This window comes from Williamsia sp. R60 (genome assembly GCF_054063855.1).
In genome coordinates this window covers 630,113-645,286 of the sequence record NZ_JBSSGR010000004.1, presented here as the reverse complement: position 1 = coordinate 645,286, position 15,174 = coordinate 630,113, and the positions used below count along the sequence as shown (strand labels likewise).

General features: G+C 62.9%; 13 protein-coding genes. 8 read left to right on the top strand and 5 right to left on the bottom strand.

The features are described from left to right. Window positions 1-35: 35 nt before the first annotated feature. Window positions 36-1,529 carry an amidase gene (locus ACVWY6_RS21915; RefSeq protein ID WP_457540906.1) on the bottom strand — a complete coding sequence of 498 codons (1,494 nt, stop codon included), beginning with the start codon at window positions 1,527-1,529 and terminating at the stop codon, window positions 36-38. A gap of 58 nt (window positions 1,530-1,587) precedes the next feature. Further along, window positions 1,588-2,205 carry a TetR-like C-terminal domain-containing protein gene (locus tag ACVWY6_RS21910; protein WP_400729821.1) on the bottom strand — a complete coding sequence of 206 codons (618 nt, stop codon included), beginning with the start codon at window positions 2,203-2,205 and terminating at the stop codon, window positions 1,588-1,590. A 49-nt stretch (window positions 2,206-2,254) separates the two neighbouring features. Here ACVWY6_RS21910 and ACVWY6_RS21905 point away from each other — a divergent pair, with 49 nt between their 5' ends. From ACVWY6_RS21905 to fadD5, 4 genes are all read left to right on the top strand, one after another. After that, a complete protein-coding gene (locus tag ACVWY6_RS21905) occupies window positions 2,255-3,370 on the top strand; it encodes a hypothetical protein (RefSeq protein ID WP_457540904.1) in 1,116 nt (371 codons plus the stop codon). Between the two features lie 9 nt (window positions 3,371-3,379). Continuing rightward, complete coding sequence (locus tag ACVWY6_RS21900; protein WP_457540902.1) at window positions 3,380-4,378, top strand: TIGR03617 family F420-dependent LLM class oxidoreductase; 999 nt, start codon at window positions 3,380-3,382, stop codon at window positions 4,376-4,378. Continuing rightward, entirely contained in the window at window positions 4,375-6,753 is a 2,379-nt protein-coding gene (locus ACVWY6_RS21895) for a PEP/pyruvate-binding domain-containing protein (protein ID WP_457540900.1), read from the top strand. The genes ACVWY6_RS21900 and ACVWY6_RS21895 overlap by 4 nt, the downstream gene beginning before the upstream one ends. Window positions 6,754-6,938: 185 nt before the next feature. Beyond that, window positions 6,939-8,546 (top strand): fatty-acid--CoA ligase FadD5, encoded by a 1,608-nt coding sequence (gene fadD5, locus ACVWY6_RS21890; protein ID WP_457540898.1) that lies wholly within the window; start codon window positions 6,939-6,941, stop codon window positions 8,544-8,546. 73 nt (window positions 8,547-8,619) lie between these two features. Here fadD5 and ACVWY6_RS21885 read toward each other — a convergent pair whose 3' ends face one another. Then, window positions 8,620-9,471, bottom strand: coding sequence for an SDR family NAD(P)-dependent oxidoreductase (locus ACVWY6_RS21885; RefSeq protein ID WP_457540896.1), 852 nt, complete (start codon window positions 9,469-9,471; stop codon window positions 8,620-8,622). Between the two features lie 172 nt (window positions 9,472-9,643). On the opposite strand from ACVWY6_RS21885, the gene ACVWY6_RS21880 reads away from it, so the two are divergent. Further along, window positions 9,644-10,573 (top strand): helix-turn-helix domain-containing protein, encoded by a 930-nt coding sequence (locus tag ACVWY6_RS21880; protein WP_457540894.1) that lies wholly within the window; start codon window positions 9,644-9,646, stop codon window positions 10,571-10,573. 97 nt (window positions 10,574-10,670) lie between these two features. Here the strand turns inward: ACVWY6_RS21880 and ACVWY6_RS21875 are convergent, their stop codons facing one another. Beyond that, window positions 10,671-11,168 carry an FBP domain-containing protein gene (locus ACVWY6_RS21875; protein WP_457540892.1) on the bottom strand — a complete coding sequence of 166 codons (498 nt, stop codon included), beginning with the start codon at window positions 11,166-11,168 and terminating at the stop codon, window positions 10,671-10,673. 311 nt (window positions 11,169-11,479) lie between these two features. Here ACVWY6_RS21875 and ACVWY6_RS21870 point away from each other — a divergent pair, with 311 nt between their 5' ends. Then, window positions 11,480-11,836, top strand: coding sequence for a hypothetical protein (locus ACVWY6_RS21870; protein WP_457540890.1), 357 nt, complete (start codon window positions 11,480-11,482; stop codon window positions 11,834-11,836). A 136-nt stretch (window positions 11,837-11,972) separates the two neighbouring features. Here the strand turns inward: ACVWY6_RS21870 and ACVWY6_RS21865 are convergent, their stop codons facing one another. Further along, window positions 11,973-12,536 (bottom strand): dihydrofolate reductase family protein, encoded by a 564-nt coding sequence (locus tag ACVWY6_RS21865; protein WP_457540888.1) that lies wholly within the window; start codon window positions 12,534-12,536, stop codon window positions 11,973-11,975. 155 nt (window positions 12,537-12,691) lie between these two features. On the opposite strand from ACVWY6_RS21865, the gene ACVWY6_RS21860 reads away from it, so the two are divergent. Together ACVWY6_RS21860 and ACVWY6_RS21855 are read left to right on the top strand one after the other, a co-directional pair. Beyond that, window positions 12,692-13,711 carry a hypothetical protein gene (locus ACVWY6_RS21860; protein ID WP_457540886.1) on the top strand — a complete coding sequence of 340 codons (1,020 nt, stop codon included), beginning with the start codon at window positions 12,692-12,694 and terminating at the stop codon, window positions 13,709-13,711. 236 nt (window positions 13,712-13,947) lie between these two features. Beyond that, complete coding sequence (locus ACVWY6_RS21855; protein ID WP_457541189.1) at window positions 13,948-14,901, top strand: esterase/lipase family protein; 954 nt, start codon at window positions 13,948-13,950, stop codon at window positions 14,899-14,901. Window positions 14,902-15,174 lie beyond the last annotated feature (273 nt).

Below are 15,174 nucleotides of genomic sequence, written 5' to 3'. Positions count from 1 at the left end.
GAAAGCGTTGCTACACCGAATCTCTCACACGGAGGTCAGCTCTTGGGGGAGAGGTCGGCCCAGCGCTGTCCCCAGGGCATGGCTTGTTCGAGTTGTCCTGCGAGGCGCAGGAGCATGGCTTCACCACCAAGCTGAGCGGTGAACTGCACACCCATCGGAATGCCTTCCGGGGTCCAGTGGAGTGGCAACGACAGCGCGGGACGCCCGGTCAGGTTCGCCAACTGTGTGTAGGGCACCCAACTGAGGTTGTCCTGGATCATGTTGTCCACCAACGGGGCATGCCGCAGAAGGCCGGCTGTACGAGTTCTCAGAAGAGCGGACGCTGCCATGCGGGCAGGGCGGGGAGTGTCGAACGCGCCGATGCGTGGCGGAGGCTCGGCCAGCGTTGGCGTCATCAGCAGGTCATACTTCTCGAAATACGCTGTCAGTTGTCGTACATGTTCGTGTCGGCGCATGACCGCATCGACGTACTCGACACCGCCATGGGCTCGCCCCAGTGCGGCCATCACCCGCGTGTCCATCTCGAAATCAGAGTCGTCGCAACCTGATCGGCGTTTGGCGTCGTCCATTTCCCAGGCCAGGTACACGAACCAGGTCAGCAAGAAGTCGCGGGCCAGCGCCAGGTCGTCGAACGGCTGCTGGTCCAGGATCTCCACTTCGTGTCCGAGGTCGGCAAGAGCCTTCGCGGTGCCGTCGACTGCCACCACCGCTTCTGTATGGGGATCGGGATTGATGCCCGATGTGGAGCAGACACCGATACGTAGCCGTCCGGGATCGGCACCCACCTGTGAGCGGTAGATGTCAGGCGGGACGGAAGGCAGGAACGGGCCGCTCGGCTCGCCCCCGGCGAGCACATCGAGCATCGCCGCGGTATCCCGTACCGAGCGAGAGACAACCCCTTGCGCGGCGGCGCCGTGCATCGCCTCACCGATGGCTGGACCCATGGGGAGGAGCCCGCGGCCCGGCTTTAGACCGACCAGTCCGCAGCAGGCGGCCGGGATCCGGATGGAGCCACCGCCGTCGTTGGCGCCGGCGACCGGAACAATACCGGCGGCAACAGCCGCGGCGGATCCGCCCGACGAACCTCCAGGTGTCCGAGTCAGATCCCACGGGTTGCGCGCGGGCCCGAACAGTTCGGGCTCGGTGATCCCCTTGGCGCCGAACTCGGGGGTGTTCGTCTTGCCGAATATCACCAATCCTGCATCGAGCCATCGCTGAACCACGGTGGAATGCTCACCCGCGAGGACATTGACGAGTGATCGCGAACCGCTGCTACTGGGCAGGCCGCCGTAGTCCTGAGCCAGGTCTTTGATCAGGAACGGGACGCCGCTGAATGGGCCCACCCGTTCGCCGGCAACGTGATCTTTGGCCTGTGAGTTCATGAAGCGGACGATTGCGTTGATCTGAGGGTTCACCTCATGTGCCCGCTGCTGCGCGATATCGAGGAGCTCGCCGGCCGTCACGTCACCGTCTTTGACGAGTTGAGCGAGTCCGAGTGCATCGAAGTTCTGGTACTCGTCAAAGCGCATACAGCGAACGATAGTTCCCCGCCATCAAAGCCGGTCGGGGTGGGCAGGAAAGCGATTTTCAGGAGTGATCCAGCGACTTCTCAGGGGGCCAACGGTCGGTGATCATCCTGGTCATCTCGTCCACCCAGGTGTCGTCGAGGGCTGCGTCGCTTCGGATGAGAATGCGAAAGATCGCAGTGCCCGCGACCACCTCGGCGAGCATGGGCAGATGGTCGTCGTCGCGGCGCTCTTGTCCGAACCGAGATTCGAATGCCGTGAGATTGCCGCCCAATCGCGCGATCATCATGGCGTGCAGCTCAGGATCGGCAACGGTGTCCGCGATCAGGCCCGGCAGCGCCAACCGCACCTCCGGTCTGTCGAAGATGACTCGGACCGTCTCGACCAGACCCCGGATCTCGGCGCGGATGTCGCCGGAACCATCTGGCACGGGTATTGATTCGGCGTACAACACGGCTTCGTGAACGAGCTGCGCCTTGCCCGACCACCGGCGGTAGATGGCAGCGGTGGTGGTTCCGGCACGCGCAGCGATCGCCGAGAGTGACAACGCGGAGTAGCCGGTCTGGAGGATCAGCTCCCGTGTGGCAGCGATGATCGCGGCATCGATCCTGCCGTCACGCGGCCGCCCGGGGTTGGGCTGCGCAGAGCTCTTGTTTTCACTGCGGCTTTCTGCTGTCATGACTTCACCATAGTTCCAATACGGTACGTATCGTATTTGAGGAGAGCTAGTGCATCTGAGCCCGCTCGACGAGTTCCCCATTCACCAAACGCCCGCGCCTCTGACCTGGCCGGCTACGTCCGATCGAAACTTCTACGACCGGTCGTACTTCAACGTGCTCGACCGGGAGGGCCGTTTCATGGCCCTGACTGGTATCGGCTATTACCCACGCCTCGGCGTGAAGGACGCCTACTTCGTCGTTCGTCGCGGCGACACCCAGACCGCGGTGCACCTCAGCGACGCCATCGACGACGATCGCCTTCATCAGAACGTCAACGGTTACCGCCTCGATGTCATCGAGCCGCTACAGCAGGTGCATCTGACATTGGCGCAGACCGAGGGTATTTCCGCCGACCTCACCTGGCGCGGGCTGTTTCCCGCCGCGTTGGAGGAGCCGCACCAGATGCTCACCGATAGGCGGGTGACCTTGCAGGCGTCTCGCTTTGCGCAGGTCGGCTCGTGGCAGGGCTGGATCGATGTCGATGGCGAACGATTGGAAGTCAGTCACGACAGCAGTGTGGCGAGCCGTGACCGCTCGTGGGGCATCCGACCTGTCGGCGAGGCCGAGCCGGCCGGTCGGCCAGACCCTTCGTTCCGTGGGATGTGGTGGCTGTACCTGCCGTTGGCGTTCGACGACTACCAGCTGTTCCTGATCCTGCAGGAAGATCCCGATGGCCACCGCAGCCTGTACGACTGCACACGCAGGTGGCGAGACGGCCGCGTCGAGCAGCTCGACGGAGTTCGGGTGAGAGTCGACTACCAGCCCGGCACAAGAATTCCTCGGAGCGCCCATGTGGAGTTCATGAACCGCGCCGGAGACAAGATCGAGTTGGACGTCGAGTCAAAGCTGTTTGCTCCCATCGCTTTCGGGTCGGGCTACGGTGGCGACTCCTCGTGGGCCCACGGCACCTGGAAGGGTGCACCATTCGCTGAACGCGTCGACTTCGACCTGACGGATCCAGAGGTGATGGCCCGGGCGCCGTTCAGTCTCATCGACCATGTCGGCAAGGCCGTGTGTACCGAAGCTGATGGATCGGTTCGCGAGGGCGCGGGTCTGTTCGAGCACGGCGTCATCGGGCCGCACCACCCGTCGGGGTTCTCCGACTGGACCGACGCGGCGAGCTAGGCGCCAGGTATGAAGATCATGACAGCGCTGTTCGGGCCAACCGATGCACTCGAACGGGCGCAAGTGCTAAAGGAAGCCGGCGCATCAGGCGTGTTCACCTTCGAAGGACCGTTCGACGTCTTCACCCCGCTGGTGCTGGCATCGTCGGTGAAGAATCTCGACGTCATGTCGAATGTTGCGATTGCATTCCCTCGCAATCCGATTCAGCTCGCCCATCAGGCCAATGACCTACAGCTGATCAGCGAAGGGCGGTTCATCCTGGGTCTGGGCACGCAGGTTCGCGCGCAGATCGAGAAGCGTTACGGAGTCGAGTTCGATCATCCGGTTGCACGGATGAAGGAATTGGTGGGGGCGCTGCGAGCCATTTTTGCCACGTGGAACGAGGGTGAACGACTCGACTTCCGCGGCGAGTACTACCGGCACACCTTGATGACGCCGACCTTTGTACCCGGCCCGAACCCGTTCGGTCCGCCGCCGATCTATCTCGGCGCGCTCGGACCCCGGTTGACCAGGGCCACTGCAGAAGTGGCCGATGGTTTGTTGGTGATGCCTTTCGGGTCGAAGCGGTTCCTCCACGAGTCGACACTGCCTGCAGTACGTGAGGGATTGGCTGCTGCAGACCGCAGAGAGAGCGAATTCGAGGTGGTACCCGAGATCATCGTGTCGGTGGATACCGGGCGCGACGACGATCATGCCTCCACTCGGATGTTGCTGGCGTTCTACGGTTCCACCCCGGCGTACCGGCCGGTTCTCGACGCCCACGGATGGGGCGATCTGCAGCCAGAACTGAATGCGATGTCCAAGCAGGGCCGCTGGCAAGAGATGGCCACGCTGATCGACGACGAGATACTGCACACCATTGCCGCGTGTGGCAGCCCATCCGAGGTGGCTGCGCACATCCGCGACCGGGTCGACGGTGTCTCCGACCGGATCTGCCTCTACCAACCGGGCCCCATCGAGGTCGCCGCGCTCGCGGAGATCGTGGACGAATTGGGAGGATCGTCATGACGTTGACCGCGGTCGAGTTCGACGAGGTCTTTGACGGTCGTTACGGCGGAAAAGCGGCCGGTCTCGCGCAGTTGCGCCGGCTGGGACTTGCTGTGCCGGTAGGATTTGTCATCGCTGACGCTTCCGAGCAGATCGCCGTCGATGATGTGGCCGAACGCTTTTCGCAGATGGCATCGGCAGGTGCGACTCCGGTGGCCGTGAGGTCCTCGGCAGTCGGCGAAGACGGCGACGACCAATCCTTTGCAGGACAGTACGACACCGTGCTGGGTGTCGACTCCGTCGATGCTTTTGCTGCGGCTGTTCACACGTGTGCGGCGTCGGTTCATTCCGGACGCGCGTCTTCCTACAGTGGACAGACCACGGCCACAATGCATCTGGTCGTGCAGCACATGGTCGATGCGCGAGCCGCAGGCGTCGTGTTCACCGCAGATCCGACCACCGGCCGACGCGACCTCATGGTGATCGATGCCATCGCCGGGCTCGGCGAGGCGCTTGTCGACGGGTCGGCGTCCCCAGACCACATCGTTTTGGATTCCGGGGGCAACCCCGCCGTTCGTGAGGTTGGTGAGACGCCGGTCCTGTCGTCCGACGAAATCTCGGACATCCGGGCGGGTGCCCTGCGCGCTGTCGAACATTGGGTCAAACCGATGGATCTCGAGTGGGCCATCGACCGATCGGGGAAGCTCTGGTGGCTTCAGGCTCGTCCTATCACCACTCTGCCCGGCGATCTGGGCGAGATGGATTCGCCACTCGCGGGTGCAGACCATGTGTACACCCGCTGCAACATCGGCGAGATGATGCCCGGGGCGTTCTGCCCGTTGACTGCTTCGGTCTCCGGTTTTGCCATCGACTACGCGATGCAGATGACGCAGGTGGTGGCGCGAGCGCAGCCGAAGTACGAGAAGCCGTGGCTGCAGGTCGGCTATTTTCAGGGCCACATGTTCTTGAACCTGACCGAGGGCACCGGTCTGAGCTCGGGGATACTGGGCAATTCGCTCGAACAATTCTCCACCTCGATCTGCGGTCGGATGGTCGACGAGTTGAAACCGAAACCACCAAAGCCGTTCTTGCACAGACTGGCCAACACCGTGCGGCTCACCACGTACGCGTTGTCTGCCGGGCCCGCGATCCGGCGATTGAAGGATCAGATCGCCGAGTTCGAGGTGCCGACCGGTGATGACCCTCGGCAGGTGTTGCGGCAGCTCGAATCCGGGGTGGAACAGTACTGCGACATCACCTTGACCCATGTGCGATCGTCGTCGCGCGCAGCGGTCGCCGCGAACGTCCTCGAGAGCGTCTTGATGAGACAAGCAGTCAAAGAAGGACGTAGCGAAGACGAGGGTCGCGCCGAGGCGACCAGGCTCATGGCCGGCGCGTCCGATGTCGAGAGCGCGCTCATGCTGGAAGAGCTCGACTCGGTGGTACACACCATCGCGGCCGACGACGTGGCTGCCACGAAGTTCTTGGCGGGGGAGCCGGGTACCGCGGTCGGGGAGCTGCGTGCCACCGGCAACGCGGCCGGGATGGCGTTGGAGAAGTTCCTGGAGCGCCACGGCCACCGTGGATACCGCGAGCTGTGCATGCGCGATGCGTCGTGGGCCGAGGACCCGGAAGGGCTGGGCGCGATGATGCAGGTGATGGTGCGGTCCGCGCTTGATCCGTCCGACCGCGGGTCGGCCAAGAGCCGGCCCGAAGTGCCCAGCGCAGCGTCCATCAGACTTCTCGCCAGGTTGGCGCAAGGAGGCGCACGAGGGCGCGAGGAGACCAAATCGAAGATGGCGCTGATGGCTCATTCGCTCAAGCTGGGCTACCGGCATCTGGGCGAGGTGCTGGCCGGGGCCGGACGACTCCCTGACTCGGATCTCGTGTTCTTCTTCGACCGGGCAGAACTGAACCGCATCGTCGGTTCCGTCGACATCACCGACCTTGTGCATCGAGCGGTCAAGCGCCGGGAGGCGCTGGCGTTCCAGGACTCGCTGGAGTTCGACGACGTCTCAGTCGGGCGGCCGACACCGCTCATCGTCCGGCCTCAGCGAGGTGTCACCGACGACGAGATCATCGGCCGCCCGGCGAGTCGCGGGACTGTCGAAGGTGTTGTGCGCGTAGCTAAATCAATCATCGACGCGCGCGACGTGCAACGCGGAGAGATCTTGGTCGCACCGGTCACCGACGTCGGTTGGACACCGTACTTCACCGTGATCGCTGCACTTGTCACCGATATCGGCAGCTCCGTGTCCCATGGGGCTGTGGTGGCGCGCGAATACGGTTTACCGTGCGTCGTCAACACCTTGGTGGCCACTCAGTCGTTGAAGACCGGTGACCGTGTTCGCGTGGATGGAGACCGAGGGGTAGTGACGCGACTGGACCAGGCCTGACTCCGACTACATGCGAAGCGAACGCGCCACGACATACCGAACACCGCTTCTTCAACTCACAGAAGGTATTTCACTTGCTGCCTTGATTCGTCGGCCCACGATCGTCTCAACCTCTACAGTGAGACGTAGCGCACAGTAGTGGGCTGTTGACCGCACCCCACGCCCAACAACACCAGGGATACGCAATGACAGTTGCTGCAGAATCGACCAGCAAGCTTCTCGACGAACCATTGCGTTCCAGCCGCAACACCTGGAACAACCAGGTGCGACGACACGCTCACATGACACCAGACCACGTTGCCGTGAAGTATCTCGACACCGCGACCACCTGGGGTGAACTCAACGACCGGTCGCGTCGGTTCGCCGCAGCGTTGCAGCGCCACGGCGTCCAATTCGGCGACCGCATCCTGATGGCGCTGCTCAACCGCACCGAGTATGTCGAAGCTGTCCTAGGGGCAAATCTGATCGGCGCTATCCCGGTACCGGTCAACATTCGTATGAGCCCGGCCGAGGTGGGTTTTCTGGTCCAGAATAGTGGCGCCACAGTACTTCTCACCGAGAACCTGCTCGTGCCGCTCGCTGATGCGGTCCGCGCGTCCACCGGAACCATCGACACCACCATCGTCGTCGACGCTGCCGCCGACAGCGTCGATCACCTTGACTACGAAGAACTGCTCGCACAGGATCCTACGGATCTCGTCGAGGTCGACGTCCCCGAAGATACCGTCGCACTCATCATGTACACCTCGGGAACAACTGGAAAGCCAAAAGGCGCCATGTTGACCCACGCGAACCTGCAATCCCAGGCGATGACCACCATCAATGCGTCCGATGGCCAACCGGGCGACATAGCCTCGGTCGTGCCTCCGATCTTCCATATCGCAGGCATCGCGGCTTTCGCCCCGGTCTTTTATCGGGGCATCCAGGCAGTGATCCATCCGCTCGGCGCGTTTGATCCAAACGAGATGCTCGACACCTTGGAGCGCGAAGGCATCACTTCGGTGTTCATGGTGCCGGCCCAGTGGCAGGCAGTTTGCGCCGCGCAGCGAGCCAAACCCCGCAACCTCACACTGCGGGCGATCAGCTGGGGAGCGGCCCCCGCTCCCGATACCGTGCTTCGGGAGATGAATGAGCTGTTTCCCGAGGCACTGAACATGACCGCGTTCGGTCAGACCGAGATGTCCCCGGTCACAACGCTTCTCGAAGGTCAAGACGCCATCCGGAAGATCGGGTCGGTTGGCAAAGTCGTGCCGGCGGTGACGGCTCGGATCGTTGACCCACTGATGCAAGACGTCAAACAGGGCGAAGTCGGCGAAATTGTCTATCGCGGACCCAATTTGATGAAGGGTTACTGGCAGAATCCTGAGGCTACGGCAGAGGCGTTCCGGGGTGGGTGGTTCCACTCCGGCGATCTGGTCCGGCAGGATGACGAGGGTTTTCTCTATGTCGTCGACCGAGCCAAAGACATGATCATCTCTGGTGGCGAGAACATTTACTGCGCCGAGGTCGAGAACGCACTCTATAGTCATCCCGCAATCGCCGAAGCCGCCATCATCGGCCGGGCAGACGCGAAGTGGGGTGAGGTCCCGGTAGCAGTCGTGGTCCTGGCCGCAGGTACGGAGTCGCTCACCCTCGATGAGCTAGGACCTCACCTCGCCGAGAACCTGGCGCGCTTCAAACACCCGAAAGACCTCATTGTTGTCGACGAACTGCCACGCAATCCCGGGGGCAAGGTAGTCAAACCCAAGCTCCGCGCAGCATACGGCAGTAAAGACGAGGGATTGGTTCACTGACGCCGACAAGCATTGGCTCTTGACCGGAGCGGCTCGCGTCCGCACCTGACGGTTTGGGCAGTAGCCGGCTGTCTCATGCTTGGTGGTGGTCAGTGGTGAAGGCGAGTTCTCTGCCGGCCTCGAAGTCAGTGGTGAGGGCATCGACTTTGGCGGTTGCGTAGGCGTAGGAGTCGGAACCGAGCAGTTGACGCAAGGGCCCCTCCTTCGAAGCCGCAATTGCGATGATGGCGGCCGCCCCCTTGACCGGGTCGCCGAGTTGGCTGCCCTGGAGCTCGAGGTGGTTGTGCGTCATCTCCCGGATCGATTCGTAGCCCTGCGTGGTGGTTTCGGGCAGAGCCAGCGAATCGGTTGTCAGGAAGTCGGTACGGAAGTAGCCGGGTTCGACGATCGTGACCTTACCCCCGAACTCCGAAACCTCCGCTGCCAAAGACTCACTCAGTCCCTCGAGCGCGAACTTTCCGGCGCAGTAGAGCCCCCAGCCCGGCATCGCGGTCAGACCGAGCACCGAGGAAACGTTGATTATGTGTCCGCCGTGTCGGGAACGGAAGACCGGCAAGACCGATCGCAGGACGTTCCACACTCCGAAGACCTGTACGTCGAACATCTGGCGTGCGGCGTGGTCTGTCGTCTCTTCCACGGCGGCGAGGTAGCCGTATCCGGCATTGTTCACGACGACGTCGAGTCCGTCGAAGCGATCGATGGTTCGGCGAACTGCCGAATCGACGGCGTCCGCGGCAGTGAGATCGAGGGCAACCGCGAGGAGCCGGTCCGTGTTTACGCCGTCCAGGGCGCGGAGGAGCCGATCGGTGGAACGGGTCGTGGCGGCCACGTTGTCGCCACGTTCGAGAAGTTGTTTGACCAGTTCCAGTCCGAGTCCGCGGGAAGTGCCGGTTACAAACCAGGTGGTGGGGGTGGTGGCAGTCATGTCACTCCTTGTGTGAGGGCCGGTGCGAAACGATGGTGTTCGTTGGTGTCTCCAGTCTTGGCGCCTACGAGACGTTTGAGCAGCGCATATCCAGTCCTGGCTGACCTGGGATAGGCGAACATAGGACTGCGCGACCCAGGTGGAGATGAACCCGGTGGGTGATGATGATGGTGTGAGTGAGGTCAATCGCGAACTTGCTGATTTCTTGCGGCGGGCGAGGAGTCAGGTCGACCCGTCGCGCGCGGGCCTACCTGCCGACGGTCGGGTACGGCGTGTTCCGGGTCTGCGTCGGGAGGAGGTCGCGTTGTTGGCAGGGGTGTCGACCGACTACTACACGCGCCTGGAGCAAGGCAGGCGCATCACTCCATCGACAGGGGTTGTCGATGCGATCGCTTTGGCGCTCGACCTTGATGCCGCCGGTCGGACTCACCTGGGCAATCTGATCGGGCGCCGGTCGGCCGTAGCGCCGCGTCGTGCCGCGGCTGTGCAGCGGGTTCGGCCAGGGCTTTACCAGTTTCTTGATGCCCTCGAAAGTCAGCCGGCTCTGATTCTCGGCAAGCGGTCGGATGTACTCGCCACCAACCGGATGGCGCGCGCGTTGTTCGCCGATTTCGATCAGTTTCTTCCGCGAGACCGCAACTACGCCAAATGGATTTTTCTCGGCGACGAACCGCGGAATCTGTTCCTCGAGTGGGAGATACAGGCTCGCGCGGCCGTGGAAAGTCTTCGGTTAGAGGCCGGAAACGATCCGGACGATCGGATCACCCGAGCTCTCGTCGACGAATTGACCGACAAGAGCCATGATTTCCGTCGGTGGTGGTCGCAACACCGGGTCTATCAGCGCACGCACGGCTCGAAACGCCTTCGGCATTCAGTGGTCGGCGAGTTGACGGTCGAATACGAAACCCTCACCCTGCCGGACGATCCGGAGCAGACACTGTACGTATACACCACCGAACCCGGCAGTCGCTCGCAGCAGGCCCTCAATGTTCTTGCCAGCTGGTCGATTTCACAAGTCAAGAGCTCATCGGATCGGTCAGGTGCGCGCGAGCGCGAAGGCCTCACCGACGATCAGCCTCATGACCCCGTTGTAGGAGAGTGACCTGCGTAGGTCTGAGTGAAACCTCGCGTCAATGTTGCGTATTGGGAGCAGTGAACGCCGCGGCGCCGGCATCTCTCGCCGGCGCCGCGGCGCGACGTCAGGCGTCTGCTGACGACAGCACGTTGGCCACGAAGGCCTCGACGCGAACGCGCAGCCCTGCCACCGCCTCGGCCCGTATCGCGTCGAGATCGGTCTGCCGGTGGAAGGCGGGTGGGAGCCGGCGGACGTTGCGTGAACAGCTGAAGTCCTCGCAGGCAAGGACACCGATCGTGTCGCCGCGGCGCCCAGCAGAACCCATCCGGCGCGTGGAGAACATGACCGCTGCGCTCCTCAGATTGACGTCGCGACACCATGTACACATGGCCCGTCGCTTGGGGACGGCTTCAGCCTGCGTCAACAGCAAGGTGATGACGTCGCCCTGATGTGGGACGCAGATGTAGCCACGACGGGGGATCTTGCGATCCCGCCATCCGTAGAAGTCGAGCGCATCGAAATCGGTGTTGTCGAAGTCGGCCGGGAGCGTGACTCGCTTGATCTCGCTGCGCGTCGCGCCGCGAAATGAGTCGATGATCTGCTGATGGGTAAGAGGTTTCATGGTGGATCCATCCGTGCAGGTCGCCTATCGGAGACCTGCAGTGAGACCGCGTCCGGGACGCGGTGAGTCGATTCCCCGAAACATCGGGGCCAGGACATGACTGAGCTGCCGACCATCACGGTCGGCTGCGGGGCGCAGTCATCTCATAGAGGCGCGCGCGGCGCCAGTACCTGCTTCGACTCGACGGAACACCGAAACACCGTACCGGTTTCTCAGCGGTTGTTGCATCCCAATTTGCCGACGCGTCATCGCGACGAGAACGCAGCGGGTAGTTGGTGGACTGCCGGCATCCGGTCTCGTACGGTTCGTGTATGCAAGCGGTCGCGACTCGGCAGCGCACTCAGCCGCCCCCGCCGTGGGTGGTGTTCGAGGACCTGGCCGATCCAGGCCGCGCTCCCCAGCGGCCGTGGTTGCATCTGCTCGACGACGAGACGCCACCGCGCATTCTTGCCACCCAGCGCCCGACACTTGTTGTGTGGTCATCGATCTGGGTGAAGCGACCCGACGCAAATATCGAGTTCGACCTGACGGGAAGCGGCAGCGAGACGGCACTTCGGTGGACTCTGCTGGTCGAGCGGCCCGCTCCAGATGACCCACTGTTCCGGCACATGTGTCAACGCATCGGGGAGCTCATCAACGCCGGTCTCCGCTATACCTACGGACACTGACGCTGGTTGACGACAACGCGGCCTGACTCTCTTGTGAGAGTCATCTCGCGGTGTTCGTTGAGGCGGGCCGGGCGGTGGCTGGGGGATCGGCAGTCCCACGTCTCCACACGCAGTGACGCACTGGCGTGACCGGCTCCTACTTCTTGGCTGTATACCGGAGGAGCACCGCGCCGGACGGAAACGTACGGTTCTCGTTCAGCTCCAACGAGATCCAGCTGTCCAAGGCTGGAAAGAACGGCAGCCCGCCGCCCACCGCGGCGGGGGTGACCACCATGTGGAACTCGTCAACGAGACCGGCCCGAACCAGCGGCGCGGCAAGCGTGGCACCGGCAACATCGATCACCCCGTCGGTGTCGGCCTTGAGTCTGGTGGCAAAGTCGACGACATCGCCCCGCTCCAGTCGTGAGTTCCAGCCAACCGATCCGAGGGTGTTCGAGAACACCACCTTCGGCATCGCACGCCACAGCCGGGCGTACTCGGCCTCCACCGGCGACACGTCGGGGGCCTCGTCGGCGGTCGGCCAGTGGGCGGCCATCAGCTCGTACAGCTTTCGCCCGTACAACGACACCGCCGTGTTGCGGACCTGGTCGTTCCAGTACTGGTGCAGTTCGGCATCCGGGTCGCTCCACCCGATATCGCCGTTCCGGTCGGCGATGTAGCCGTCCACTGAGATATTCATGCCGTAAGTGAGTTTGCCCATGCGAGTTAGACCACCACAAGGACCGAAACTCATCGGACTCGCAGTGGGCCGGCGACCGGGTTCAGGTTTCGCGATTCGCCGCCTGACATCCGGAGTTCGGAGGTAAGGAGGAGCGAGCAGAAATCGGAGCCCGCCGATCGATGGAGAAATTACTCATGACGCAACCAGAAGCGATGGCGGGCGGCGGGCAGTACAACGAGCACTCGACGGCGCAGTTGAGTGCTGCGGCACGCGCCTTACCGCTGCTTCGCCAGGCAGCCGCGGTAGTGCCACCGACCTCCGACGGATCGCTGACGATCGCGGATTATGGATGTTCAGAGGGACGCAATTCCTTGGCCCCCATGCGCGCCGCGATCGAGGAAATGCGCCGCGTTCGCCCGGCGGATACGCCGATCAGTGTGGTCCACACCGACCTCCCGCTGAACGATTTCAGCTCGTTGTTTGCCACTGTCGCAGACGATCCGGGCACCTACGCTGATACCGCCGTCTACACCAGCGCGGTCGGGCGGTCGTTTTACCAACAGGTACTTCCGCCCCGATCTGTTTCTCTGGGGTGGAGTTCGATTGCGCTGCATTGGCTCAGCGCAGCTCCGGGGCCGCTCGACGGCATGTGGTACACCGACGGGACGCAGTCCCAGCGTGACCGATGGGCCCGGCAAGCGGGCGATGACTGGGCCCGGTTTCTCGACGCCAGAGGTCGTGAGTTGTTGCCGGGTGCACGTCTCATCATCGTGGTCGGGTCGGCTGATGCGGCCGGCAACAGCGGGGCAACACTCAGGCGGGTCGCCGGCGACATGGCCGAAACAGGACGTCTGTCCACGACGTCGATCACCCCCATCCCGGCGTGGTACCGCACCACAGCCGAGTGGCATGCGCCGTTCCCGCACGCCGCATTCACGCTTGACCATTTCGAAGAGGTAGTCCTTGGTGATCCGATCGCCGAGCAGAACCTGGACGCCGACCGTGGGCAGTACGCCCGCGACGTTGCCGAGGCCATTCGGGTGTCGTTCGGCCCGTCTTTGCTTGCGGCCATACCGCACGAGGACCGCGCGGCGATCGAGCACGAGTTGTTCACCGACCGGCTGACAGCCGCCATCGAACAAGACGCCGCAGTCGGCTTCGACTGGCGGCTGGCAATCATGATGTTGAGCAGGCGCGACGCCGTCGGCGAATAGCGCGATCCCTGCGGGACCAACCGAACTGCGTGTCGACGCCATCAGTGCCCACCGGGCTACGCGACAGAACAACTATCGGCGCTCATCCAAAGGAGCCCACACGGTTAGCGGAGCTGCTCGCGACCAAAGCCGTCGATATGGACCCCAAGGCACTGCACAGCCAGTAGCATTCGACGAAATTCGGGGATCTGTGTGTGGACGATGCGTCGTATTCGTCGCGCACTAGGGGGTTGATGATGAAACGTCTACGCTTGGTTGCTATTTTGATGTTGGCAATCTGCTTTGTCGCTACGTCGCCCGCTACGGCTACCGCCGCGCCGCTGCCAGTCAGCTACGACTTCAACACGGGGATCGTCGCCGAGTTGACCAACCCGAACGGCTCATTGCCCGGTACCAACGATTGGTCGTGCCGGCCAAGCCCGGCGCACCCGCGACCTGTGGTGTTGGTACACGGAGGATTTGCGAGCCAGCAGGTCAATTGGGGAGTGTACGGTCCGCTGCTGAAGAACGAGGGCTACTGCGTCTACGGGTTGACGTATGGCCAAATCGACAATGCGCCCTGGCCTCTGTCCGCAATAGGTGCTCTTGATCCCTTGGAAGACGATGCCGCCGAACTCTCGGCATTCGTCGAACGCGTTCGCACGTCAACACAGGCTTCGGAAGTCGACATCATCTCCCATTCGCAGGGAAGCTTGGTGTCGGGATATTACGCGAAGTTCCTGGGAGGCAAAGACATTGCTTCCAACCTGGTCGCCCTTGGCGCGCTCTGGAACGGCACTGCTGGGCCCGCGGGGGACGACTATCTCCAGGAGATGCAGGAACAGCTCGGACTATCAGGTGAGCTCTCGATTCCGTTGTGCCCGGCCTGTTTGCAGGCAGTAGAGGGATCTGACTTCATCACGACACTGAATGCCGATGGCTCGCCCTACGTGTCAGGCGTGAAATACACGAACATCGCGACGAAATACGACGAGCTCGTGATTCCGTACACGGCGGGCTTGACGCCGGGGCCCGCAGGCACAGCAGTGCACAACATCGTGGTCCAAGATGGGTGCGCGATCGACCGAACAGCGCACCGAGGCCTTGCGGCAACACGCCGGGTCGCAGCATTTGTACTCAACGCTCTCGATGAGGCTTCGCATCGTCCAGCGCCATGTGCGGTTGTCGAACCAAACTCCGGAATCGGTTAACACCCTGTCCTCTGCGGACGACGCGCAGTACGCTCCGAGCCATACGATTCGGACTTTTGGGGGCTAGATGCCAGTCGTAGTTGCTACTCGGATGAAAATCGGTCGTCTGCGGGATGTGCCAAGGTTTGTCTGGGCCAGCCTGGTGATTGCCGTGCAGGCCCGCCGTAGCCAGGGGTTTCTGGGTGGGCGTCTACGCGTGAGCGCCGATGGAGCTTTCTGGACGGTTACGGTATGGACTGGCGGTCAGACGATGACCAGATTCCGCGACAGCGG

Excerpts from the sequence above, each read along its gene's own strand:
- ACVWY6_RS21860 (WP_457540886.1), top strand. The coding sequence starts at position 12,692 with ATGACGCAACCAGAAGCGATGGCGGGCGGCGGGCAGTACAACGAGCAC.
- ACVWY6_RS21855 (WP_457541189.1), top strand. The coding sequence starts at position 13,948 with ATGAAACGTCTACGCTTGGTTGCTATTTTGATGTTGGCAATCTGCTTT.
- ACVWY6_RS21870 (WP_457540890.1), top strand. The coding sequence starts at position 11,480 with ATGCAAGCGGTCGCGACTCGGCAGCGCACTCAGCCGCCCCCGCCGTGG.
- ACVWY6_RS21910 (WP_400729821.1), bottom strand. The coding sequence starts at position 2,205 with ATGACAGCAGAAAGCCGCAGTGAAAACAAGAGCTCTGCGCAGCCCAAC.
- ACVWY6_RS21885 (WP_457540896.1), bottom strand. The coding sequence starts at position 9,471 with ATGACTGCCACCACCCCCACCACCTGGTTTGTAACCGGCACTTCCCGC.
- ACVWY6_RS21900 (WP_457540902.1), top strand. The coding sequence starts at position 3,380 with ATGAAGATCATGACAGCGCTGTTCGGGCCAACCGATGCACTCGAACGG.
- ACVWY6_RS21915 (WP_457540906.1), bottom strand. The coding sequence starts at position 1,529 with ATGCGCTTTGACGAGTACCAGAACTTCGATGCACTCGGACTCGCTCAA.
- ACVWY6_RS21865 (WP_457540888.1), bottom strand. The coding sequence starts at position 12,536 with ATGGGCAAACTCACTTACGGCATGAATATCTCAGTGGACGGCTACATC.
- ACVWY6_RS21875 (WP_457540892.1), bottom strand. The coding sequence starts at position 11,168 with ATGAAACCTCTTACCCATCAGCAGATCATCGACTCATTTCGCGGCGCG.
- ACVWY6_RS21895 (WP_457540900.1), top strand. The coding sequence starts at position 4,375 with ATGACGTTGACCGCGGTCGAGTTCGACGAGGTCTTTGACGGTCGTTAC.
- fadD5 (WP_457540898.1), top strand. The coding sequence starts at position 6,939 with ATGACAGTTGCTGCAGAATCGACCAGCAAGCTTCTCGACGAACCATTG.